At 55.2% G+C, this 20,338-nt stretch carries 23 protein-coding genes; 12 read left to right on the top strand and 11 right to left on the bottom strand.

What is annotated here, in order from left to right:
• Positions 1–50 precede the first annotated feature (50 nt).
• A complete protein-coding gene (locus tag ACZ5FM_RS09040) occupies positions 51–947 on the top strand; it encodes a LysR family transcriptional regulator (protein WP_192488767.1) in 897 nt (298 codons plus the stop codon).
• Positions 948–986: 39 nt separating this feature from the next.
• Here ACZ5FM_RS09040 and ACZ5FM_RS09035 read toward each other — a convergent pair whose 3' ends face one another.
• Together ACZ5FM_RS09035 and ACZ5FM_RS09030 are read right to left on the bottom strand one after the other, a co-directional pair.
• Entirely contained in the window at positions 987–1,862 is an 876-nt protein-coding gene (locus ACZ5FM_RS09035) for a methylenetetrahydrofolate reductase (RefSeq protein WP_464040403.1), read from the bottom strand.
• An 84-nt stretch (positions 1,863–1,946) separates the two neighbouring features.
• The gene (locus ACZ5FM_RS09030; protein ID WP_464040402.1) at positions 1,947–2,759 is read right to left on the bottom strand and encodes a formyl transferase; all 813 of its coding nucleotides are present in this window, start codon (positions 2,757–2,759) and stop codon (positions 1,947–1,949) included.
• 171 nt (positions 2,760–2,930) lie between these two features.
• On the opposite strand from ACZ5FM_RS09030, the gene ACZ5FM_RS09025 reads away from it, so the two are divergent.
• A complete protein-coding gene (locus ACZ5FM_RS09025; RefSeq protein ID WP_192488769.1) occupies positions 2,931–3,092 on the top strand; it encodes an entericidin domain-containing protein in 162 nt (53 codons plus the stop codon).
• A gap of 96 nt (positions 3,093–3,188) precedes the next feature.
• Here ACZ5FM_RS09025 and ACZ5FM_RS09020 read toward each other — a convergent pair whose 3' ends face one another.
• The gene (locus tag ACZ5FM_RS09020; protein ID WP_192488770.1) at positions 3,189–3,902 is read right to left on the bottom strand and encodes a ParA family protein; all 714 of its coding nucleotides are present in this window, start codon (positions 3,900–3,902) and stop codon (positions 3,189–3,191) included.
• A gap of 291 nt (positions 3,903–4,193) precedes the next feature.
• Between ACZ5FM_RS09020 and ACZ5FM_RS09015 the strand changes: the two genes are divergently transcribed.
• A complete protein-coding gene (locus tag ACZ5FM_RS09015; RefSeq protein WP_259146062.1) occupies positions 4,194–4,877 on the top strand; it encodes a phosphodiester glycosidase family protein in 684 nt (227 codons plus the stop codon).
• Between the two features lie 9 nt (positions 4,878–4,886).
• Here ACZ5FM_RS09015 and ACZ5FM_RS09010 read toward each other — a convergent pair whose 3' ends face one another.
• Positions 4,887–5,237, bottom strand: a complete 351-nt coding sequence (locus ACZ5FM_RS09010; RefSeq protein ID WP_464040401.1) for a hypothetical protein — start codon at positions 5,235–5,237, stop codon at positions 4,887–4,889.
• 698 nt (positions 5,238–5,935) lie between these two features.
• Between ACZ5FM_RS09010 and ACZ5FM_RS09005 the strand changes: the two genes are divergently transcribed.
• Both ACZ5FM_RS09005 and ACZ5FM_RS09000 read left to right on the top strand, forming a co-directional pair.
• A complete protein-coding gene (locus ACZ5FM_RS09005) occupies positions 5,936–7,339 on the top strand; it encodes an L-serine ammonia-lyase (RefSeq protein WP_259146063.1) in 1,404 nt (467 codons plus the stop codon).
• 122 nt (positions 7,340–7,461) lie between these two features.
• Positions 7,462–7,899 (top strand): DUF1489 family protein, encoded by a 438-nt coding sequence (locus ACZ5FM_RS09000; protein WP_192488774.1) that lies wholly within the window; start codon positions 7,462–7,464, stop codon positions 7,897–7,899.
• Between the two features lie 233 nt (positions 7,900–8,132).
• Here the strand turns inward: ACZ5FM_RS09000 and ACZ5FM_RS08995 are convergent, their stop codons facing one another.
• The 3 genes from ACZ5FM_RS08995 to ACZ5FM_RS08985 form a co-directional block, all read right to left on the bottom strand.
• Positions 8,133–8,738 (bottom strand): transglutaminase-like cysteine peptidase, encoded by a 606-nt coding sequence (locus ACZ5FM_RS08995; protein ID WP_464040400.1) that lies wholly within the window; start codon positions 8,736–8,738, stop codon positions 8,133–8,135.
• 573 nt (positions 8,739–9,311) lie between these two features.
• On the bottom strand, positions 9,312–9,923 hold the full coding sequence (locus tag ACZ5FM_RS08990) for a PilZ domain-containing protein (RefSeq protein ID WP_192488776.1): 612 nt from the start codon (positions 9,921–9,923) through the stop codon (positions 9,312–9,314).
• A 113-nt stretch (positions 9,924–10,036) separates the two neighbouring features.
• Entirely contained in the window at positions 10,037–10,591 is a 555-nt protein-coding gene (locus ACZ5FM_RS08985; protein WP_464040399.1) for a PAS domain-containing protein, read from the bottom strand.
• A gap of 336 nt (positions 10,592–10,927) precedes the next feature.
• Here ACZ5FM_RS08985 and ACZ5FM_RS08980 point away from each other — a divergent pair, with 336 nt between their 5' ends.
• Together ACZ5FM_RS08980 and ACZ5FM_RS08975 are read left to right on the top strand one after the other, a co-directional pair.
• Positions 10,928–11,677 carry a rhomboid family intramembrane serine protease gene (locus ACZ5FM_RS08980; protein ID WP_464040398.1) on the top strand — a complete coding sequence of 250 codons (750 nt, stop codon included), beginning with the start codon at positions 10,928–10,930 and terminating at the stop codon, positions 11,675–11,677.
• Positions 11,678–11,810: 133 nt separating this feature from the next.
• Positions 11,811–12,245 (top strand): CBS domain-containing protein, encoded by a 435-nt coding sequence (locus tag ACZ5FM_RS08975; RefSeq protein ID WP_250981670.1) that lies wholly within the window; start codon positions 11,811–11,813, stop codon positions 12,243–12,245.
• Positions 12,246–12,388: 143 nt separating this feature from the next.
• Here the strand turns inward: ACZ5FM_RS08975 and ACZ5FM_RS08970 are convergent, their stop codons facing one another.
• The 3 genes from ACZ5FM_RS08970 to folE form a co-directional block, all read right to left on the bottom strand.
• Entirely contained in the window at positions 12,389–13,339 is a 951-nt protein-coding gene (locus tag ACZ5FM_RS08970) for a patatin-like phospholipase family protein (protein ID WP_250981669.1), read from the bottom strand.
• Between the two features lie 113 nt (positions 13,340–13,452).
• Complete coding sequence (gene hisI, locus ACZ5FM_RS08965) at positions 13,453–13,908, bottom strand: phosphoribosyl-AMP cyclohydrolase (protein WP_250981668.1); 456 nt, start codon at positions 13,906–13,908, stop codon at positions 13,453–13,455.
• A gap of 39 nt (positions 13,909–13,947) precedes the next feature.
• Entirely contained in the window at positions 13,948–14,574 is a 627-nt protein-coding gene (folE, locus tag ACZ5FM_RS08960; RefSeq protein ID WP_259146067.1) for a GTP cyclohydrolase I FolE, read from the bottom strand.
• Between the two features lie 277 nt (positions 14,575–14,851).
• On the opposite strand from folE, the gene ACZ5FM_RS08955 reads away from it, so the two are divergent.
• The 3 genes from ACZ5FM_RS08955 to thrS all read left to right on the top strand — a co-directional run bounded on the left by ACZ5FM_RS08955 (position 14,852) and on the right by thrS (position 17,817).
• Positions 14,852–15,313, top strand: a complete 462-nt coding sequence (locus ACZ5FM_RS08955; RefSeq protein ID WP_259146068.1) for an iron-sulfur cluster assembly scaffold protein — start codon at positions 14,852–14,854, stop codon at positions 15,311–15,313.
• Positions 15,314–15,316: 3 nt separating this feature from the next.
• Positions 15,317–15,679, top strand: a complete 363-nt coding sequence (yidD, locus tag ACZ5FM_RS08950; RefSeq protein WP_250981665.1) for a membrane protein insertion efficiency factor YidD — start codon at positions 15,317–15,319, stop codon at positions 15,677–15,679.
• A gap of 122 nt (positions 15,680–15,801) precedes the next feature.
• On the top strand, positions 15,802–17,817 hold the full coding sequence (gene thrS, locus ACZ5FM_RS08945) for a threonine--tRNA ligase (protein ID WP_259146069.1): 2,016 nt from the start codon (positions 15,802–15,804) through the stop codon (positions 17,815–17,817).
• Between the two features lie 107 nt (positions 17,818–17,924).
• Here the strand turns inward: thrS and ACZ5FM_RS08940 are convergent, their stop codons facing one another.
• Entirely contained in the window at positions 17,925–18,902 is a 978-nt protein-coding gene (locus ACZ5FM_RS08940; protein ID WP_192488786.1) for a hypothetical protein, read from the bottom strand.
• A gap of 108 nt (positions 18,903–19,010) precedes the next feature.
• On the opposite strand from ACZ5FM_RS08940, the gene ACZ5FM_RS08935 reads away from it, so the two are divergent.
• Positions 19,011–19,586 (top strand): nitroreductase family protein, encoded by a 576-nt coding sequence (locus ACZ5FM_RS08935; protein ID WP_464040397.1) that lies wholly within the window; start codon positions 19,011–19,013, stop codon positions 19,584–19,586.
• Between the two features lie 4 nt (positions 19,587–19,590).
• Positions 19,591–20,190 (top strand): flavin reductase family protein, encoded by a 600-nt coding sequence (locus ACZ5FM_RS08930; protein WP_464040396.1) that lies wholly within the window; start codon positions 19,591–19,593, stop codon positions 20,188–20,190.
• Positions 20,191–20,338: the final 148 nt, after the last annotated feature.

The raw sequence follows: 20,338 nt of genomic DNA, 5'->3' as shown, positions 1-20,338 counted from the left end.
AAAAATAATAGTAAGGTCGCTTCGTTCAAATTATTTTGAAGGCGCGCTTCATGACCGTTCCGTTTCGCCAGCCCTTGCCGTTGCTGGACAATGATATTCTGAGAACGTTTGTGGCCATTGCCGAAACGGGCAATTTCTCCACGGCGGCTGAGGTGGTGTTTCGCACGCCCTCGGCGGTCTCCATGCAGATCAAGAAACTTGAGGAGCAGTTGCGCACCACATTGTTCCTGCGCGACGCGCGGTCCGTAACACTGACGGCGCATGGCGAAATGCTGTTGACCTATGCGCGGCGAATGATTGCGCTGTCCAACGAGGCGGTGTCGCGTTTCATCATGCCGGAGCTGTCAGGCGTTGTGCGGCTTGGCGCGCCCGAGGATATTGGCGAGCGCGGGCTGCTGCCGGGTATCCTCAAGAGCTTTGCCGAGGTTTTCCCGGGCATCATGGTGGATGTGACGATTGATTCCAGCTCCAGCCTTTACAAGCGTATGGATGAAAAACGTCTGGATCTGGCGCTGGTCAACTGTGCCTCACACCCGCTGCGCAACACCGGTGAGGTGATGATGCGCGAAAGACTGGTTTGGGCGGGTGCGAAATGTGGAACGGCACATCTGCGTGACCCGCTGCCGATTTCCATCTGGGAAGATGGCTGCATCTGGCGTTCCGACGCCATTACCGCGCTCGATAAACGCAATCGTTCCTACCGCGTCGCATATCTCAGCGGCCACACCATGGCGCAGCATGCGGCGATTGCCGCGGATCTCGCCATTGCGCCTTTGCCGCGTTCCTACGTGCAGAATGACATGGTCATTCTGGGCGATAAGGAAGGGCTGCCGGAACTTGGCTGGTTCGATATTCGTCTGCTGGTTTGCGACAAGCCATCCCGGCCGATTGAGACGGTGGCGGAAAGCATTCGCAACGCTTTTGCCGAACTGGTGAAATCGGTCTGAGCAGTCAGGCCTTACTTGTGATGGCAATACGCCATCACTTTACAGAGTAGCGGCGCCCTGGGTGGGGGAGAGAGAAGGTGGCCATGTGCCGCGCTCCCGCAACCACTGGGCCGAATTGACCAGACCGCCAAACGGGAAAACATGCATCTGGCGGATGGCGCTGTCAGGATTGTTGAGCCAAAAATCCTCAATCGGTTTCACCACGCCCTCAGGAGAATGGCGGGTGGCAAGCGCGGTCAGCGACAGGGCGTTCTTGCGCAGATAAGCAATGGAATTGCCGACGCCGCACAAGGCTGCATATTTAATGAGTGTGGTCACCTTGGCCGGACCGGCCACACCAATGTGGACGGGCAGGGTAATGCCCTGTTGTTTTAGCGTTTCAGACCAGTTGATGAACTTGTCTGGCGCAAAGCCGAACTGCGTCAACAGTCGCAGTTCAGTGCCGCTGGTGTCAGCATAATGCTGTTTCTGCTGCAGGGCCTCCTGTGCAACCGCGTCATTAAAGTCCGGGCTTCCCTCGGGGTGGCCGGCAACGGCAATGCGGTTGATGCCGTATTTTTCAAACAGGCGGCTGTTAATCAGATCCATGGCGCTGGTGAATTCACCCAGCGGTTTTGGCACACCACCCCCGATGATCAGCACATCCTTGACCCCGGCTTCGCTGGCTGAGCGTTTGATACGTGTTTCCAGCAACTCGCGCGATGGCATGCGGCGCGCTGCAAAATGCGGTACCGGTTCATAGCCCAGATCGCGCAGCCGCTTTGCCGCGCCGATCATGGTGTCCAGCGGCTCGGTGCCGATATCCGTCAGATAGACCGACGTCCCCTCGGGAAACAGGCCGGGCAAGTCTTTCGATTCGACTGCCTGTTTGGGGGAAACTTCGATGGAGGCTGCGATTTGTTTCAAGGTGTGCACATTCCTTTTTGTGAAACATGCCTGTTTCTATTGGATGCTTCTTTAATTAACACGACACTTCTATTGTAGAAATGCGACTGGCGACTACCAGATATTCCTTTTTATGCCGTGCCACAGCCAAATCCACACCGGTGGAGGGAAACGCAGCATGGACTTACCTGCCAGCTGATACGGTTTCAGGGTGCCCCACAGCGCATCTTCAATGGCTTTGATGGCAATGCCGGTGGAGGCTGCGGTCAATAGCAGCGGGTAAGTGGCCATGGTATCGGCCTTATCAGGTGTGGTGCGCTGCTCGTACAAAGTGCCGCCGGTATCCACGCCCTTGTCGACCAGATGCACCGTTGCGCCAAAATTGCCGGCGTCATTTTCGACCAACGACCAGTAACCACCCATCTGGCCACGATACATCGGGTTGATGCCGGCGTGAAAGTTGATGACCGGGCAGGGTATGGCGGCCAGGGTTTTTTCCGAAAGAATACGGCAGGAAATGGTGAAGACGACGTCGGGTTTCAGGTCCGCTACAGCGCTGCGACATTCGTCACTGTTGAGTGACAGGACGTTGATGACAGGAATATCAGGGTTTTCCTCAGCTTTCAGGCCGTGCTGCGCCATGATGTGTGCGGAGCGTTTGGCAGCGACGGTCTTGTAAAGTCGCGAGGCAATCATCGTTGCCAGTTGTCCAAAAGCATTGATCCAGCCAAGACGTCTGGCGCGACGTCTTACAATCTCGCCTTTTGGTTCCGGCTGTTCCTGGATGATGTGAATATCGGTAAAACGATCTGACAAGGCGTTGATCATCACCTGCGGGTTAAGGCCACCTGCGGTGAATATAACGATCCGGCCCTGCACGGCTGCGGGTTGCAGCTTTTGCACGTCATCTGTCTCATTATCCGGCATCCAAATGCTCCACTGTTTGGCCAGCAGATTGCGCATGTTGTTTCAAAAATGAATTAAGCGCGCAGAGGTTTTATTTTTTCTTGTCGCCGCGGGAACCAAATGCACATCGCGACGTTACGCTTCCGCAAGTTCCAACGTTCCTTTTGAACGTCCTACACGGGGAGACATCTTATGACATCACGTAAACTTACCGCCATCGTTACTGTTCTCGCTGCCGTCACCATGCTGAGCGCCTGCGGCAATACAATTCGCGGCGTTGGCAGAGACACAGCAAATGCTGTTGATGCAACGCAGGATGCCGGTCGCAGTGTAGACCGCGCAGCATCGCGCTAAAATCTCCAGGAGATGCGGCAAACAAAAGCACCGCCCGACGTCTTTCGAGGGAACGTCGGCGGCGTTTTTGAAGTCATGGTCAGGCCGTCTGAGAAATCAGGCGGCTTTTTTCGTTGTTCTGGAAACAGCAGGCACGGACTTTGCTGTGGCTTTTGGTACAAGTGCCAGGATTTCGCTGGCGAGTGCAAATGCGTTGTCCTTGGCTTTGTCCAGATTGCTGACGCGCTCCGGGTCCATGCTATCAAGCGAACCGCCGGATACAAAGATGTCGCGGTAGGCAGCACGTTCAATCAACGGAGTGTCGAGAACATGGACCTGGCGCTCGGCCAGCAGGCCTTTGACTGCCTGCATGGAACGGGTGGTGATGATTGGGCTGATGCGCGTCAACACAACCGAATGCGGAATGTGGATGTCGCATTTTTCGGACAGGTCTTTCATCAGTTCAAGAATTTGCGCGCCGCCAATGGCGTCCATGGCGCAACCCTGAACCGGCACCATCACGTGGTTGGCAAAACCGATTGCCTTGGCCAGCAGTGGTGAGCGGCCACCGGGCAGGTCGATCAGGATATAGCCGCCGCGTTTCTTAGCGCTCTTGATGCAGTCTTCAATATTGTCGTCGGTGATACCGGATACCACGGAAAGATTTTTGGGTGCTTTTGCAAGGGCATGCCAGCGCGATACCCACTGCTGAGGGTCCGCGTCCATTAGGGTCACACGGTGGCCAAGCCGTGCAAGTTCACTGGCCACAATAACGGCAACTGTTGTTTTTCCAGCGCCACCCTTTGTATTTGCAATAGTAATGATTGGCATAATATCTGAACCCCTAGATGTGTTCGAGCCTTCTCATCGCCCGTTAAAGGCACCTTGGTCATTCATGGTGCTGAAGCGGAGTAAGCATTAATCATGGTTAACGGTTGGTTAATTTTGACGCCTCGAAACCCGCAGATTTTGCTTTTGTTAACCACTATTGACGCATTCTTACCGCCAACCCGCCAGATTTGGCGGGTATCACACAGATGAAATGGGAGGTTTGGCGCGTTGGTTTGGTCGAGACTGGCAGTTGTTGCAGGGTGTTTTTTGCTGGCGGGTGGGGTGAGTACGGTGGCCGCATGTGAAGATATTGAACATGCAGGCGCAAATTACACCGTCTGCACCTTTGACCCGCACACTGATTCTATCCGCATTTTTGACCGCGACCCGATAACAGGCCAGTTTTTTGGCTCCTTTGCCAATCTGTCGTCCTCCCTTTGGGGGCGTGGACTGTTCACCAGATTTGCCATGAATGGCGGCATGTACCACCGCAACCTGTCACCGGTCGGTTTATATGTGGAGTATGGGCGGGAACTGAAACGCATCAGCACCGGTTTCGGCTGGGGCAATTTCCACCTGAAACCAAACGGGGTGTTTTACCTGCAAGGCGACAAGGCAGGGGTGCTGGAAACAGATGCCTATGTGAAGAGTGGCATAAAGCCTGATTTTGCCACCCAGTCCGGACCGATGCTGCTGATAGACGGTAATGTGCATCCGCGCTTTCTGCCGGAAAGCGATAGTCTGAACCGTCGTAACGGTGTGGGTGTGTCAGACGACGGCAAGGTGCATTTTGTCATCGTTGATGCGCTGGTGCGGTTCTATGATTTTGCAACGCTGTTCCGTGACAAGCTGAATGTAAAAAACGCGCTGTACCTGGACGGTTCTATTTCCAGTGTCGAAATACCCGAGCGCAACCGGCGCGATGATCATTCGCCGCTGGGGCCGATCATCGCGGTGGTCGAAAAGATGCCCTAAGGTTTGGGATCAGAGTGCCGATTTCGGGTAGGCTTTTTCAAGTCCGCCCGATTTGCCAAGACCTTTCTTGAAGGCGGCAAAGGCCGGATGCTGGCTGGAGCGCGAAACCTCGTTCAGGCGGATCTGCAAACGGGCGGGTGCATTGGTGCCAAGCCACTCCCCACCGGTTTCTAGTTTCAACGAGTTCAGGAAGCGGGCCGCCGACTGCTGCTCAAGGTAAAGCTGCAAACCGCCAAGCAGGTTTTCGTCCTGCTGGGCATTCTCCATCAGCAGTTTCAGCCATGCCTGATCCTCGCCCGACAGGCTGGTCAATTTCGCTGCAACGGTGTCGCGGTCTGGAAAAGAAGGGGAAGCCTGCATGGGAATGCCTCTGATGTTTAAGCCAACGAATCCGAATTAGAAAATACCGGACGCTCTGGCAAGTGCGGGAATTGGCAACGACTACAGGTGTATCACAACGATGCATTATAAAGTCTCTGGTTGTGCAAAACTGGTCGCCTGTCACAAAAAGTGGGTCGGTTGGTTACACTTTGGACCAAAATGAGACATTTCCACTCTCATAACGCGAGCGCAAAAGCCCCTGTAACGGCTTGATTTTTCTTATACCCATGCGCCAAGGGCATGGCTGCTTTTCAAAATTGCCTCCATTTCGCCTTCTTTTGCAATTGCATCTGTCGTGAGATTTTAATAAATGCTTCACCAACGGCGACCGCAGTGAATGCGGGCCGGAGAGTAAACAAGCTGGAGTAATCATGGAAGAAACCGCTCAGAAATCCTGCTGGGGTGTAACTATTCGCGCACTCGCAGGTTTTGCCGCTTTTCTCGCATTGACGTACATTTTTGGCAGCCCGTAATAGTCTCTCGTATTTTAGTTCTTTTAAAAAAACAGCATGGCCCCAAGCCATGCTGTTTTTGTTTTCAGAGCCATGTTGTCTGCGGCCACGCCGCTTTGGCGCTGATATGTCGCCACGACCACAGCGTCTGACGCTAATCGATGGCGAATGTCTTCGCTTTGCGCTAAAATGATTGCCGTCAATGCAATTGAATAAGGCGTAGCAATGTTTCTTTCGGTCTTCGACGTCTTCAAGATCGGTATCGGTCCGTCCAGTTCTCACACCATGGGCCCGATGTCGGCGGCAAACCGTTTTCTGGCGCTGCTGCTGACGGATGACTGGCCCAAACCCGCCACCGCAGTTGTCAGCCACATCAAGGTCAGCCTGCACGGCTCACTGGCCTTTACCGGCATTGGCCACGGCTCCGGTCGTGCCGTCATTCTGGGACTGGCGGGTGAAAAGCCCGATACGGTTGATCCTGACGCCATGGACGGCATCATCGCCAAGGTCGAGGAGACCGCGCAGGTCTGTCCGCCCGGTCACCCGGCCTATGGCTTCAAGCCGGATGAAGATCTGGTGTTCGACAAAAAGAACCCATTGCCCGGCCATGCCAATGGCATGACGTTTTCGGCGCTCGACAAGCAAGGTCGTGTGCTGTTGAAGCGTATCTATTATTCGATCGGCGGCGGTTTTGTCGTCACCGACACCGAACTTGAGGCGCTGCGTAACGGCGGCAGTGATTCTACTAAGACCGTGCGCGTGCCGTATCCTTTCTCTTCGGCGCGCGAAATGCTGGAGATGGCACGCAGTTCCGGCCGCACCATTGCCCAGATGAAACGTGCCAATGAAGAGATCATTGTGTCGCGTGATGAGCTGAATGCCCGTCTCGACCAGATCTGGGATGCAATGAATGGCTGTATCGACCGTGGCTTGCGCAATGAAGGCATCATGCCTGGCGGCCTGAAGGTAAAACGCCGTGCCCATGACATTCACGAAAAGCTGAATGTCGAATGGCGCAGCAACCGGCCCAATCCGCTGCTCGCCAATGACTGGCTGAGCGTTTATGCCATGGCCGTGAACGAAGAAAACGCTTCCGGTGGCCGGGTGGTGACAGCCCCCACCAATGGCGCCGCGGGTGTGGTGCCGGCGACCGTGCGTTATTTCCGTCATTTCCACGAGGATGCGTCGATTGATGACGTCAGGGACTTCCTGCTGACGGCAGCGGCGATTGGCGGCATCATCAAGCACAATGCCTCTATCTCCGGTGCCGAGGTTGGTTGCCAGGGTGAGGTTGGTTCGGCATCGGCAATGGCAGCTGCCGGTTTTGCTGCCGTGCTGGGTGGTTCGCCTGAACAGGTGGAAAATGCTGCTGAGATCGCGCTGGAGCACCATCTGGGCATGACCTGCGACCCGATTGCCGGTCTGGTGCAGATACCGTGCATCGAGCGCAATGCACTCGGTGCGGTGAAGGCGGTTACTGCCGCATCGCTTGCGCTCAAGGGCAATGGCGAACATTTCGTGCCACTGGATGCCTGCATTGAAACCATGCGTCAGACCGGCAACGACATGAGCGAGAAATACAAGGAAACCTCGACCGGCGGTCTTGCCGTCAATGTGGTGGAGTGCTGAGTTTAAAGGGACGGCACTGCCGACCTTTCCTGTCGCACGCCATGGGGCGTGCGGCCAAAGGCTTTGTTAATAAGATGCCGACATGTCTTGACGACTGCGCCAAATAGGCATTGATGAAGACCATGGCACTTCATCTTCTCAAATTATGCGTTGGCGCAGATTCGCTTCAGGATTTGCGGGATTGGGTTTCTCAGCGGTCGCTGCTGGCCATTGCTGCCGGGCTTGAGCCGCACAGCATTCACACCACACGCATGATCCCCAAGCGCGTTGAAGAGCTGCTGGATGGCGGCTCTCTTTATTGGGTGATCAAGGGGCAGGTTCTGGCGCGCCAGCGTTTTCTCGATATCAAGACCTTCAAGGGCGATGACGGCATTTCCAGATGTGATCTGGTGCTGGGACCGGAGGTCATCGAAACATCGCCTGCACCGAAGCGGCCGTTTCAGGGTTGGCGCTATCTGACATCAGAAGATGCGCCGCGTGATCTCGGTGGTTCGGATGGCGGTGCGGATGATCTTCCCTCTGATCTGAAGCGCGAACTGGCCGAACTCGGCCTACTTTAAAGCTTGTCACCAGAAGACGACACGCGGCTGAAACAGCCTGCGATCGTACCGTCATGCCCAGATTGTCCGGTGATTTCGGCAGTTGACTGACCCCAAAAAAGAGTGAGCCGGTTCCGGGGCAACGGAACCGGCTCATGGCTCGGTCAGGGGACGGGGTAGGGGGACGGACCGGGCCAATTCCTCTCAAGTATAGGTTTCATCCCAAACTGGCCTGCGGTCAGGGATGATATTGTTTAGTTGATACCGCCTACGGCTGTTGCGCGGCCATCCTGGATCTTTTCCCAACGGGCCGGATTGCCGGCCGACTGGCGCTTCAGATAGGTGTATTCGGTTTCCGACCAGTCCATGACGCGGTTGCGCATGTTGTCGAGAATGAAGTCACCATGGTCTGTCCGGACGGTCAGCACGGCATGGCCTTCGCCATTCGGCTGCAGAACGACTGTGATCAGCAGGTTGGAGGCTTCGATGCCCTTGTTCATCAGCATCTTGCGCTTCAGAAGAACAAAGTCTTCGCAGTCGCCCACTGTCGTCGGGTAGGCCCAACGTTCTTCCACACCATAGACTTCCATATCGGTCATTGGGGTAATGGTGGTGTTAACGGTGTAGTTGACGTCCAGAACCATCTTCCAGAGGTCTTTGTTCAGTTTGAGCGGTCCGCGATCAGCCGATGTGGCGACGCATTCGCTTTTGTAGGTCTGGCAGAATTCGTAGTGGCCAATCGGCGGATTTGCTTTTCCGATAATACGCATTGCGGCGGCTGGCGAAGCATATGCCTGAGATGTGAAGGCCATCATAAAAAGTGTAGCGGCCAAGAAACCAAGTTGTTTTTTGTTGTTCATTACCTGTCTCCCGTGTTGAGGAGACAATCGCATGCAAATTTTTAGGTCACGCAAATATTGCCGCGTAAATTTGATGTTGTTTTTCTGAAATTCTTCGACTTATTTGACTTTATATTTAAGCGTATTTGAGCTTTATTTTATGCGTATTTGACTAAAATTTTAGCGAATTTCAGAGTTCGCATTATCGGTTATTTTCTGCTTATCTATCTGAAAATGAATGATATTTGCCTTTTTATCGCCTTGTTGTTCGGGCGGCTGTGCTTGGCCAGAACGCCCCAAAATGGGTCAGCATGGTCGTTGGTTTTTCTGTTTTGTGCGGAAATATACTTGCAAAAACACCCTGTGGCACAGGCAAGGTGAATTTTGACCGCAAAAAATATTTTGATGTTCTCGAAAAAAAACATCAAAGGCCGTTGATTGGATGTGTGGGGTAAAAACGGTCTGTTTTCTGCCAAAACTGCATCAGACTGGTACAGGCGGCCACAGTTCGGCATCGCGCGTTAGGCAATCGGCAAAAGAAAAGGCCGCATTGCGGCGGCCTTGATGTGGTCAGATCTGGTGAGAGCGGGTCGCTTAAAGGAACTCCAGCAGCGCATCGCGCGACTGTACCCGATCGAATTCGATCGCGACACCTTCCATGAAGTGGCGCACGATGCGACCCTTCATGGCGCCAAGTCTGACGATGGTGCCCATGGCGGGGCGATCGTCAACCTCGATGGCGGCACCGGACAGTGAAAGGTCGATGATGCGGCATAAAACGACGTTGCCATCTTCCAGAGTCAGTTCGGCGCGTGATTTGCGCGGCGCCAGACGATCGTGGCGACGATCTTCCGGCAGGCCGAGCTCCTGGCGCTTGGCAATCCATGCCAGCTGCGCAGAAAGTTTTTCCCGTTTGCGTTCGGTCGCGGTAATCGAAATCGTAAAACCGGACGCGTAAATCGCAGTAATCTTGCCTTCAAGTCTACCAATGTGCTGCAGGTAGGCGATAACGCGATCGCCCTGATGTCCCATCGCCGCGCAGGTGAAGTGCGCGATTTCCGAAGTCATGTCCGTGATGGTGCAGTCATATTCCTCATAGTCCGGCAGCATGATGCGGCCCGACAGATTGACGGACACAGTCTGTACCTCGCGCACCGGGTGCGCGGGTTCTGCATGTGCAAAGCTGGTGGATTTAACTGAAAACATCAATATCGCACTATGGTGATTGAACAGTGCATCTCTACTGCTGTCGAGTTAACAGACCGTTCTACTTTTCGACATGAATGCAACTGTTATGCAATAAAACCAAAATTCTCGCCTCAAGCGTGGTTTTTCAGGGCAGTTTCCGTCGAAACGCTTTCCAAAATACGGCAAGTTTCCGGGATTAGCGTCGCCACTGGCCTAATATAGACATGCTTGCGATTTTGCGGAAACAGGCCACCGATCAATCGTGGCTCGGACGGCTGGGATGATCTGAGCGGTAACAGCAGCATTTCATAACTGATATCATCATCTAGTGACTGGCTTTCGGATAGCTCGGTTGGGTCTTGCTGTTCCACGCCGCGTACCGTGAGGATGGCAGGTATTTCCCGGTGCATCACCGTCTTGGCAATTGTCACCATGGTTTGCGCATTTTGCGGTAGCCAGAGTTTGGAAAAGGCAGTCTTGTGCAGTTCCCGTCCGAAAATCGAATACAGACGTGTTCCGGTAAGCCGGAAAACGGGTGATGTCTCAGCCTTGTCCGACAGGATGAAAAGATCCGGCAACAGATGGCGGATTTTTTCAGGTTCAATGTTTTGACGTGCCGGGGCGGGTGTGTCACCGCGCAGGTCATTCCAGTACGAATATAGCTCCATGCTTGCTACAATGTTCATCGATCGCCTCCATATGTCTCATTCCAGCACAGGGGACACTGGTTTTGGTGGTCTTAAGGATAGCGATGCCAGTTTCGTGCCACGGGGAAATTAAGGTTAATGAATGGTTTAGATTGAGTTCGGCTGTCCGACGTGGCATTGAGATCCTGTCATTTAAGGGGAAACTCTTTCAGCACAGATTTACGGGGCGGGTTAAAACCGGGGGCTCCGAAGCCGTCCTGCCAGTCAGGGCGGCTTTTTTTTCGTTCAATGGTCCTGTATGCCGTTGATGAACCGACAGTTTTGTTGCCGACGCACCGGTTTTTGACTGGGCGGTTCGGGTAAAAGGGTGAAGTGATGACAGATAATCGCGACGATGTTCCTTCCGCAGACCAAGTGCCCGCTGAAAGACCGTCAGAACCTGTCTTCAATCTGCCGGGCTTGCTGGTCACCACCCTTGCGCTTCTGGCTGTTGTTTATCTGGTTGGTGAGTACCTGCTGTCGGATGATGGTTATGCTTGGTACCTGTTCACCTTCGGCTTTATACCCATGCGCTACGTTGTTCCGTTTTCGCAGCAGGGCATGGAGTGGCTGTGGACACCGATCACCTATTCGCTGATGCATGGCAGCACCCTGCATATCGTGTTCAACGGTCTGTGGTTGGCCGCCTTCGGCACCCCGGTCATGCGCCGCATCGGTGCTGTTCGTTTCATTCTTTTGTGGTGCCTCAGTGCTGCGGCGTCGGCTTTCGGCCACGCGGCCCTCAACTGGCATGACATGACCGTACTAATTGGTGCATCGGGTGTGGTTTCTGCGCTGATGGGCGCTGCCTGCCGGTTTGCATTTCCACCGCATGGTGGCGGTTTCAATCCGGCGCTTGGCCATCTCTATCCACGCCAGAGCATCATCGCAGCCTTCAAGAACCGCACGGTGGTGATCTTCACGGTCATGTGGTTGCTGGGTAACGTGCTGGTGGCGGTTGGCGTGCCGATTTTCGGCGATGCTGCAGGCGCTATTGCCTGGGACGCGCATATTTTCGGTTTCGCGTTCGGCTTCCTGCTGTTTGACCTTTTCGATCCGCTGCCACGGCAAAAACACCGCCTCTGAGATCACAGACTGCATACGCATTGTTGGAAGTTGTGTCTTGCATTCCACCGCATGCAAGCGCAGCATTGCTGTGCCGTGGGTATGGAATAGGGGAGATTCCATATCGGAACCGGTGGATTTTGAGGAGGAATATATGCCGATATTCGTGAAGGATTTGCTGGATGCGAAAGGTCGCGACGTTGTAACCGTATCGCCTGATGTGACGATTGCTGAAGCAGCCAAAACATTGAATCATCACAAGATCGGTGCTGTCGTGGTTGTGGATGCCAAAGGTGGCATCAAAGGCATTTTCACCGAGCGCGATATGGTGCGCGCCATTGCCGGCAAAGGTGCTGCGTCACTGGAAGAAAAGGTTTCCGGCGCGATGACCAAAAACGTGATTCGCTGTCAGGAGACATCGACCACCGACCAGCTGATGGAAATCATGACCGGTGGCCGCTTCCGCCATCTGCCGGTTGAAGACAATGGCAAGATTGCCGGAATTATCTCGATTGGTGACGTGGTCAAGGCGCGCATTGGCGAAGTCGAGGCTGAAGCTGAACAGATCAAGGCTTATATAGCCGGGTAAGTAGTGGGCCGAGACATGCTCTCGTGGTCATCCTCGGGCTTGTCCCGAGGACCTAGTCACGCCTGCGCAAGTGTAAGGTTTGTGGCTGATTGGGTTAGTTCCTCGGAACAAGCCCGAGGATGATGGGGAACACCTGAACCCAATCAACGCATCAAAACCTGCTGCATGCGTTGCAGTTCTGGAATTCGGGCACGTGTTTCCTCGTAACCACGGGTGATGGCTTCGCCGGCACGGTGGAATTCCGACAGGCCGATATCATTGATACGGGGATGCAACGTCAGGTCCGGCGGATCGCCTGCCAGACGAGAACGGGAAATACGGTCCTGAATGATGTTGAAGGCCTGCACCATTACGCCGGGCAGGCCGGGGCGCTGCGCGGAGGCCGGCACCGGCAGTGGCGTCGCACCGGGTGCGCCCGCACCATGTTTGACCACGGCCGAACGCCCGAAAATGTCGTAGTTGAGGTTGACGGCAATGACCAGCGGTTGCTCGTGGGCGCGGCAGACTGACACTGGCACCGGATTGACCAACGCGCCATCAATCAATGTGCGACCATTACAATAGACCGGTTCGAAAATGCCGGGCAGTGCGTAGGATGAGCGCAATGCGGTGATCAGGTCGCCCTGATGGATCCATACCTCATGGCCTGTCGTCAATTCGGTGGCGACCGCCACGAAAGGACGGTCGAGGCCTTCAATCGTCAGTCCCTCAAGATGTTCCTGCATACGTTTGGTCAGGCGCATGCCGCCAAACAGGCCGCCGCCGCCAATCGTCAGGTCCAATAGGCCGGCAATGCGGCGCATGGTCAGGGAGCGGGCAAAACTTTCCAGCTCATCCAGTTTGCCAGCCAGATAACAGCCGCCGACCAGGGCGCCGATAGACGTGCCGGCAATCATGCCGATCTTGATGCCCGCCTCATCAAGGGCGCGCAGAACGCCAATATGCGCCCAGCCGCGGGCAGCACCGCCGCCCAGCGCCAGTGCAATACGTGTATCGCCCCGCAGTTTGGCTTCGTTTTCGGGAAATGTCGGCTCATTACCATCAATTGTGGATAATGTGCCGGTGTTGCCGCGATTGATACCCCACCCCAACATCGCTACGACACTCCTCCTGCACATTGCGAACAAGCGTCATTAAACGCTTCTGCGGTTTCAAAACGGTTATCGCATCGAAACCGGGCAGCAGAATGGAAAAATAACGTCGGGTGTTATTTGTCGCTGTAAACGGTTGCCGGATCGAAATGCCGTTCATTATCGGTAATTTTTGTAACAGCCTCGCCATTTTCAAGGGAGACAGTGCGATAAAAACACGACCGGCGGCCAGTATGGCAGGTTGCGTCATGACCGGCCACGGAAACCTTGAGCCAGATGGCGTCCTGATCGCAATCGGTGCGGATTTCACGCACGGTCTGCAGGTTGCCGGAGGTTTCACCCTTTTTCCAGATCTTGCCACGTGAGCGGCTGAAATAGTGGGCGACACCGGTTTCCAATGTCAGGGCAACGGCTTGCGCATTCATGTGGGCAACCATCAGCAATTCGCCATCGGTCGCGTCGGTGACAACGGCGGTCACCAGGCCATGGGCATCAAACTTCGGTGTGAAGCTGCCTGCGCCTTCAAGAATGGTTTTGTCGCTTGCGGGCAGGGGAAATTGTGTGCCGGTCATGTTTATACCACTGTTCAGGAAGGTGGCGAAAAGCCGCGTTTAGCGGCTGCGCACCATTGTCATGAAACGAACCTGCTCGGCAGGGTCTGTCTTGAAAGTGCCGGTGAAGCTGGTGGTCAGGGTTGAAGAACCCTGCTTCTGCACACCGCGCATGGACATGCACATATGCTCTGCATCAATCATCACGGCCACGCCGCGCGGTTTCAGAATGCCATCAATCGCGCTGGTGATCTGTGCCGTCATGTTTTCCTGCGTCTGCAGGCGGCGACCAAAAATCTCGACCACGCGGGCAATCTTCGACAGGCCAAGAACACGGCCGTCAGGCAAATAGGCAACATGGGCCTTGCCGACGATTGGCACCATGTGATGCTCACAGTGGGAGAAGAATGGAATGTCGCGCACCAGCACGATGTCGTCATAACCGCCGACTTCCTCGAAGGTCGTACCGAGAACCTCTTCCGGTTCCTGTGCGTAGCCCGAAAAGAGCTCGCCATAGGCTTTGGCGACACGGCGTGGGGTGTCCAGCAGGCCTTCGCGGTCCGGGTTGTCACCGGCCCAGCGCAGGAGAACCTTCACTGCTTCTTCGGCTTCTGCCTGTGTCGGACGCATGATTTCAACGTCAGACGTTGCGCCGGCAGCAGGAAAATTCTTCACAATGGCATCCATCTTCTATCTCCCGATGCGGTTAAAGGCCGCACCTGAACTATGCAACGTGCGTGGCCATTTCCCACGCACTGTCTGCTATCTGGTTGTTTTGCACCGTTTTGGCAAGCGCTAACCCTGTTTTTCGATCAATTCAGCGGAATTTCACGACGGCTTGATGATGACGGGGCAAAATAACATATAATGTATTGGGTTGGGCAGAAAAGCCGTGCCAAGGGTGACGCTGTGTTTGAAAAAGATAACCGGTTTGACCTTTGGGCGTGCTGATACAGGTTGGTTGATGGACGATATTTACAACAACAAGATACTGGCTTTTGCCGGAAACATTCCGCTGACCGGCCCGATGGTCGATGCGGATGCCAGTGCGCAGAAACATTCGAAACTGTGTGGCTCCCGGGTAAAAGTGTATCTGAAAGTGGAAGATGGTGCCGTCAGTGCCTTTTCGCACGAAGTGAAAGCCTGTGCGCTTGGGCAGGCGTCTTCCTCCATCATGGCGCATCATGTGGTGGGTGCCAGCGTTGATGAACTGCGTCAGGCGCGGCTGGATATGCTAGCCATGCTGACCAATGGCGGTGATGGCCCTATCGGTCGGTTTGAAGACATGCGGGTGCTGAAGCCTGTCAAGGATTACAAGGCCCGCCACGCCTCCACCATGCTGACTTTTGATGCGGTGGTGGATTGCCTTGACCAGATCGCAGCTCATCAGCCCGAGGCTGTTTCAGCCGCCACTGTTGCGGGCTGAGCCATGTGTGGCGCGCCCGGCTGCAACCACGAACCGCAGCCAACTCCACGCAAGACTGCCTCGCGCAACTGGCAGGGACCGTTTCGCAAGACGCCTGGACGCCTGCTCGGCATGGCGTTCATCCGCTTTTACCAGCTGACCTTTTCCGGTTTTATCGGCAATTCCTGCCGCCATATCCCCACCTGTTCGGAATATGGTTATGAGGCGATAGCCCGCCACGGCTTTTGGGCCGGGGGATGGCTGACGCTGTTTCGTGTGGCGCGCTGCGGGCCGGGTGGCACCAGCGGTCTTGATCCGGTGCGCGAAACGCTTGGGGCAAACCAGCACTGGTGGGCGCCCTGGCGATATTGGTCGCGTCGCCACTGATCGCATCTTTACCCTTTGCAGGAACGGCGCTAAAAGGCCTGCCAGATAAGTAAGGACTTACTTATCACACGTAAAAACCACCCGCATTGGTTGGCGGGACTGGATCAAGGAGCATTGATATCATGTCAGCAGCTATTTCCCTTACATTTCCCGATGGATCGGCCCGCGAGTTTGCGCCTGGCACCACAGGCCGTGACGTCGCAGAATCCATCTCCAAATCCCTGGTCAAGAAAGCGGTTGCCATCACCATCGACGGTGAGTTGCGCGACCTGTCTGACGTTGTGACTGCTGGCAAAATCGAGATTGTGACCCGCACCGATCCGCGTGCGCTGGAGCTTATCCGCCACGACGCAGCCCATGTGATGGCTGAAGCTGTGCAGCAGCTGTGGCCCGGCACGCAGGTGACGATTGGCCCGGTTATCGAAAACGGCTTCTATTACGACTTTGCCAAGAACGAACCTTTTACGCCTGAAGATCTGCCGAAGATCGAAGCGAAGATGAAGGAAATCATTGCGCGCAATGCTGCCTTCACCAAGCAGGTCTGGTCGCGCGACAAGGCGAAGGAAGTGTTTGCTGCCAAGGGTGAAAGCTACAAGGTTGAGCTGATCGACGCGATCCCGGAAGACCAGGATCTGAAGATCTATTACCAGGGCGATTGGTTTGACCTTTGCCGCGGCCCGCACATGGCCTCTACCGGCCAGATCGGCACGGCGTTCAAGCTGATGAAGGTTGCTGGTGCTTACTGGCGTGGTGACAGCAACAATCCAATGCTGACACGTATCTACGGCACAGCCTGGGCAACACAGGAAGAGCTCGACCGTTACCTGCACATTCTGGCCGAAGCTGAAAAGCGCGACCACCGCCGTCTTGGCCGCGAAATGGATCTGTTCCATTTCCAGGAAGAAGGTCCGGGCGTGGTGTTCTGGCACGGCAAGGGCTGGCGCATGTTCCAGGCTCTGACAAGCTACATGCGCCGTAACCTTGAAGGCACCTATCAGGAAGTCAATGCACCGCAGGTGCTGGACGCGTCGCTGTGGGAAACCTCCGGTCACTGGGGTTGGTACCAGGAAAACATGTTTGCGGTGAAGTCGGCCTATGCCTTCACGCACCCGGAAGACAAGGAAGCGGACAACCGCGTCTTTGCGCTGAAGCCGATGAACTGCCCGGGTCACGTGCAGATCTTCAAACATGGCCTGAAGTCCTACCGCGAACTGCCGGTACGTCTGGCGGAGTTTGGTACCGTTCACCGTTACGAGGCCTCTGGCGCTCTGCACGGCCTGATGCGTGTACGCGGTTTTACGCAGGACGACGCGCACGTTTTCTGCACGGAAGAGCAGATGGCAGCGGAATGCCTGCGCATCAACGAACTCATCCTGTCGGTCTACAAGGACTTCGGCTTTGATGAAGTGGTGGTGAAGCTGTCCACACGCCCTGAAAAGCGCGTTGGTAACGATGCCCTGTGGGATCGTGCTGAAAGCGTGATGATGGATGTGTTGAAGACCATCGAGGAACAGTCCGAAGGCCGCATCAAGACTGGCATTCTGCCAGGCGAGGGCGCGTTCTATGGTCCGAAGTTCGAATATACCCTACGCGATGCGATCGGCCGTGAATGGCAGTGCGGCACGACGCAGGTGGACTTCAACCTGCCGGAACGTTTTGGTGCCTTCTACATCGACCAGAACTCGGAAAAGACCCAGCCAGTGATGATCCACCGCGCGATCTGCGGTTCGATGGAACGCTTCCTTGGCATTCTGATCGAAAACTTCGCTGGTCACATGCCGCTGTGGTTTGCACCTTTGCAGGTTGTTGTTGCGACGATTACCTCCGAGGCTGACGATTACGGTCGCGAGGTTGCCGAAGCGCTGCGCGATGCGGGCATGACGGTTGAAACCGACTTCCGCAACGAGAAGATCAATTACAAGGTCCGCGAACATTCTGTCACGAAGGTTCCTGTCATTATCGTTTGCGGACGGAAGGAAGCCGAGGAACGCTCGGTCAACATCCGCCGTCTTGGCAGCCAGGCGCAGACATCCATGTCGCTGGAAGAGGCAATCACCAGCCTCGTTGACGAGGCAACACCGCCAGACGTCAAGCGCAAGCGCGCAGCCAAGGCTGCCCGCGTAACCAGCGCAGCATAAAACAGAAACGGCGCCGAAAGGCGCCGTTTTCATATCTGCTGTTAGTGTCTGATTTTGATGATGTCTCTGCGCGGTGATGCCACGGGAGACTTGACGTCACGTCAGGATCAGAAGTCGCCGCTGCCGTCGTCGGTGTTTTCAGGCTCCTTCATCAGCACTTCCACGTCGGTATCGTGGCTTGCCTCAACGGTGAAATTGCTCTGGTAGACCTTGTCCTTGTTGCGGGCGATGGCGGTATACTCGCCTTCAGCCAGCACCATGGTGGAAAAGGCGCTGACGCTTTCGCTGACGATATCACCGCCGCTGGTCAGAACCGACCATGCGGTATCGGCAATGGCTTCGCCGCCTTTTTCAGACACCAGTTTCAGTGTTGCCTGTGCTGCGTGGTGCTGCAAGGTGGCTTCGGTCAGTTTGCCGGCTTCAACCTGAATATCGGCACGGACAACGGCGTTGATGCCGCCATATTCCGACACGACATGATAGGTGCCCGCATTTAGGCGGATGATGGTGTTTGGCTTGACATCGTTCATGACCAGCTTGCGCTCGCCATCGTCACTGACATCGGATGAGTAGACCGAAAATTTCAGCAGGTTTCCGGGGATCTTGCGGTCTGTTCCAGCCGTTGCATTGAGCACGAAGCCGCCCGCATCCAGAATGAGAACCTGCTTGTCGACCTTGCCGGACATCGGGACAACCAGCTTCTTTGTGACGCCAGCGCGGCCAAAGGTAACATTGATGAAATAGTCACCGGGCAACAGGTGGAAGGTGGCAGTGCCGCCTTCAGAACTGGCCAGCATCGGCAGCTTGCCATCTTCACCGGGAATAGGGCTAAACACGCGCCAGGCAAGACCCTGTTGCATGGCCTCACCATCACCCGTCAGCTTTGCCTCGAGAATGACATCAGACGCGGTTTGTGCCGGTTCGCTGGCCGATGGCGGCGTGAAGGCATTGAGCTTTGGCATTTTGGCGGTGCCGCCAAGCTGCTTGAAACCCTGGAACGCATCATTGGCAAAAACGGCATGAGACGGCATAACAATTGCGCCGACCGCGATTGCCAGACTTGCCGCAAATTTGATGGCTTTCATGATTGTTACCAATTGACTTCTGTATTTCCGGGGACCACTTGAAACCGAAGGTCATGGCTATTTCAAGACCCATACCCTTACATGCCACAGCAATGGAAGACCGTTATCATGAAAAGTGACATCACGCTTCTGGATTATCTCAATGTCCGTCGCTCAGTTCCCGCTTTCCAGCTTTCAGAACCTGGCCCGGAAAAGGCTGAGATTGAAGAAATCTTGCGCCTTTCGGTGCGTGTGCCCGACCATGGCAAGCTGGCCCCTTGGCGTTTTATCGTTTACCGCGGCGAGCAGCGTGAGAAACTGGGACGTGAGATGCTGGAGCTGGCGCTGGCTGACAAGCCGGAGATGAGCGACGAACAGAAGCAGGTGGAACTGACACGCTTTACCCGCGCCCCGGTTGTTGTTGCTGTTATCAGCACCGCCGGTCCGCATGTGAAAATCCCGGAATGGGAGCAGATCATGTCGGCTGGTGCGGTGTGCCTTAACCTGATCATGGCGGCCAATGCCCATGGTTATGCGGCCAACTGGTTGACCGAATGGATGGCATTTGACGCCAAGGCATGGCCAGCACTCGGCATTGATGCCAGCGAAAAGGTCGCGGGCTTTATCCATATTGGCTCCACGACATTCCCGCCGGTTGAACGTCCGCGCCCCAACGTATCAGATGTAGTGACCTGGGTGGGCTAAGGGTATGTTCTACGAGACAGCAGCGAATGCCCACGGCCTGCGACATGATCCGTTCAAGGCAATTGTCGCACCACGGCCGATTGGCTGGATTGGTACCAAGGGTAATGACGGGTCTTTCAACCTGTCTCCCTATTCCTTTTTTAATGTTGTCTCTGACAATCCCAAAATCGTGATGTTCTCGTCCAGCGGTCGCAAGCACAGCCTGCGCAATGCCGAGGAAACGGGTGTGTTTACCGCAAGTCTCGTCAGCCGAGATCTGGTGGAAAAAACCAATCTTTCCTCGCGTGCGGTCGACTACGGCGTCGATGAGTTCCAGCTTGCAGGCCTGACTTCTGAAATGGGTCGTGTGGTGGAAGCGCCTTTTGTTGCTGAAGCCCATGCGGCGCTGGAGTGCCGTGTCACGCAAATCCTGCAGCCGGTTGGTCTTGATGGTGAGGCGGCGGATAGCTGGATGGTGTTTGGGCAGGTGGTTGCCATTCATATTGACGATTCGATCATCCGGGATGGTCGTCTCGACATGGGCCTTGCCCGGCCAATCGGCCGCATGGGTTATATGGATTATTGTGATGGCGGTTCGGATGTTTTCGAGCTGCAAAGACCATAGGATGTTCGCAATGCGCTGAAACCCTTGGGGATTTAGTCTGTTGCGCTCGATGCCTTCCATGAAATCAGGACGCCGGGATGCTTTACCGCATTGCCGGCGTTTTTGTTTTCTTGCGCAGAATCTTATGGTTTTGCAGCCGTTAACAAGC

Source organism: Agrobacterium sp. 5Ca50 (genome assembly GCF_055381905.1).
The sequence above is the reverse complement of the archived record's forward strand: the minus strand, read 5'-3'. Positions and strand labels throughout refer to the sequence as shown.

Bases quoted from the DNA above. Each gene is read 5' to 3' on its own strand.
- ACZ5FM_RS09040 (WP_192488767.1), top strand. From the start codon at position 51: ATGACCGTTCCGTTTCGCCAGCCCTTGCCGTTGCTGGACAATGATATT.
- ACZ5FM_RS09030 (WP_464040402.1), bottom strand. From the start codon at position 2,759: ATGCCGGATAATGAGACAGATGACGTGCAAAAGCTGCAACCCGCAGCC.
- ACZ5FM_RS09025 (WP_192488769.1), top strand. From the start codon at position 2,931: ATGACATCACGTAAACTTACCGCCATCGTTACTGTTCTCGCTGCCGTC.
- ACZ5FM_RS09020 (WP_192488770.1), bottom strand. From the start codon at position 3,902: ATGCCAATCATTACTATTGCAAATACAAAGGGTGGCGCTGGAAAAACA.
- ACZ5FM_RS09010 (WP_464040401.1), bottom strand. From the start codon at position 5,237: ATGCAGGCTTCCCCTTCTTTTCCAGACCGCGACACCGTTGCAGCGAAA.
- ACZ5FM_RS09005 (WP_259146063.1), top strand. From the start codon at position 5,936: ATGTTTCTTTCGGTCTTCGACGTCTTCAAGATCGGTATCGGTCCGTCC.
- ACZ5FM_RS09000 (WP_192488774.1), top strand. From the start codon at position 7,462: ATGGCACTTCATCTTCTCAAATTATGCGTTGGCGCAGATTCGCTTCAG.
- ACZ5FM_RS08995 (WP_464040400.1), bottom strand. From the start codon at position 8,738: ATGAACAACAAAAAACAACTTGGTTTCTTGGCCGCTACACTTTTTATG.
- ACZ5FM_RS08990 (WP_192488776.1), bottom strand. From the start codon at position 9,923: ATGTTTTCAGTTAAATCCACCAGCTTTGCACATGCAGAACCCGCGCAC.
- ACZ5FM_RS08985 (WP_464040399.1), bottom strand. From the start codon at position 10,591: ATGAACATTGTAGCAAGCATGGAGCTATATTCGTACTGGAATGACCTG.
- ACZ5FM_RS08980 (WP_464040398.1), top strand. From the start codon at position 10,928: ATGACAGATAATCGCGACGATGTTCCTTCCGCAGACCAAGTGCCCGCT.
- ACZ5FM_RS08975 (WP_250981670.1), top strand. From the start codon at position 11,811: ATGCCGATATTCGTGAAGGATTTGCTGGATGCGAAAGGTCGCGACGTT.
- ACZ5FM_RS08970 (WP_250981669.1), bottom strand. From the start codon at position 13,339: ATGTTGGGGTGGGGTATCAATCGCGGCAACACCGGCACATTATCCACA.
- hisI (WP_250981668.1), bottom strand. From the start codon at position 13,908: ATGACCGGCACACAATTTCCCCTGCCCGCAAGCGACAAAACCATTCTT.
- folE (WP_259146067.1), bottom strand. From the start codon at position 14,574: ATGGATGCCATTGTGAAGAATTTTCCTGCTGCCGGCGCAACGTCTGAC.
- ACZ5FM_RS08955 (WP_259146068.1), top strand. From the start codon at position 14,852: ATGGACGATATTTACAACAACAAGATACTGGCTTTTGCCGGAAACATT.
- yidD (WP_250981665.1), top strand. From the start codon at position 15,317: ATGTGTGGCGCGCCCGGCTGCAACCACGAACCGCAGCCAACTCCACGC.
- thrS (WP_259146069.1), top strand. From the start codon at position 15,802: ATGTCAGCAGCTATTTCCCTTACATTTCCCGATGGATCGGCCCGCGAG.
- ACZ5FM_RS08940 (WP_192488786.1), bottom strand. From the start codon at position 18,902: ATGAAAGCCATCAAATTTGCGGCAAGTCTGGCAATCGCGGTCGGCGCA.
- ACZ5FM_RS08935 (WP_464040397.1), top strand. From the start codon at position 19,011: ATGAAAAGTGACATCACGCTTCTGGATTATCTCAATGTCCGTCGCTCA.
- ACZ5FM_RS08930 (WP_464040396.1), top strand. From the start codon at position 19,591: ATGTTCTACGAGACAGCAGCGAATGCCCACGGCCTGCGACATGATCCG.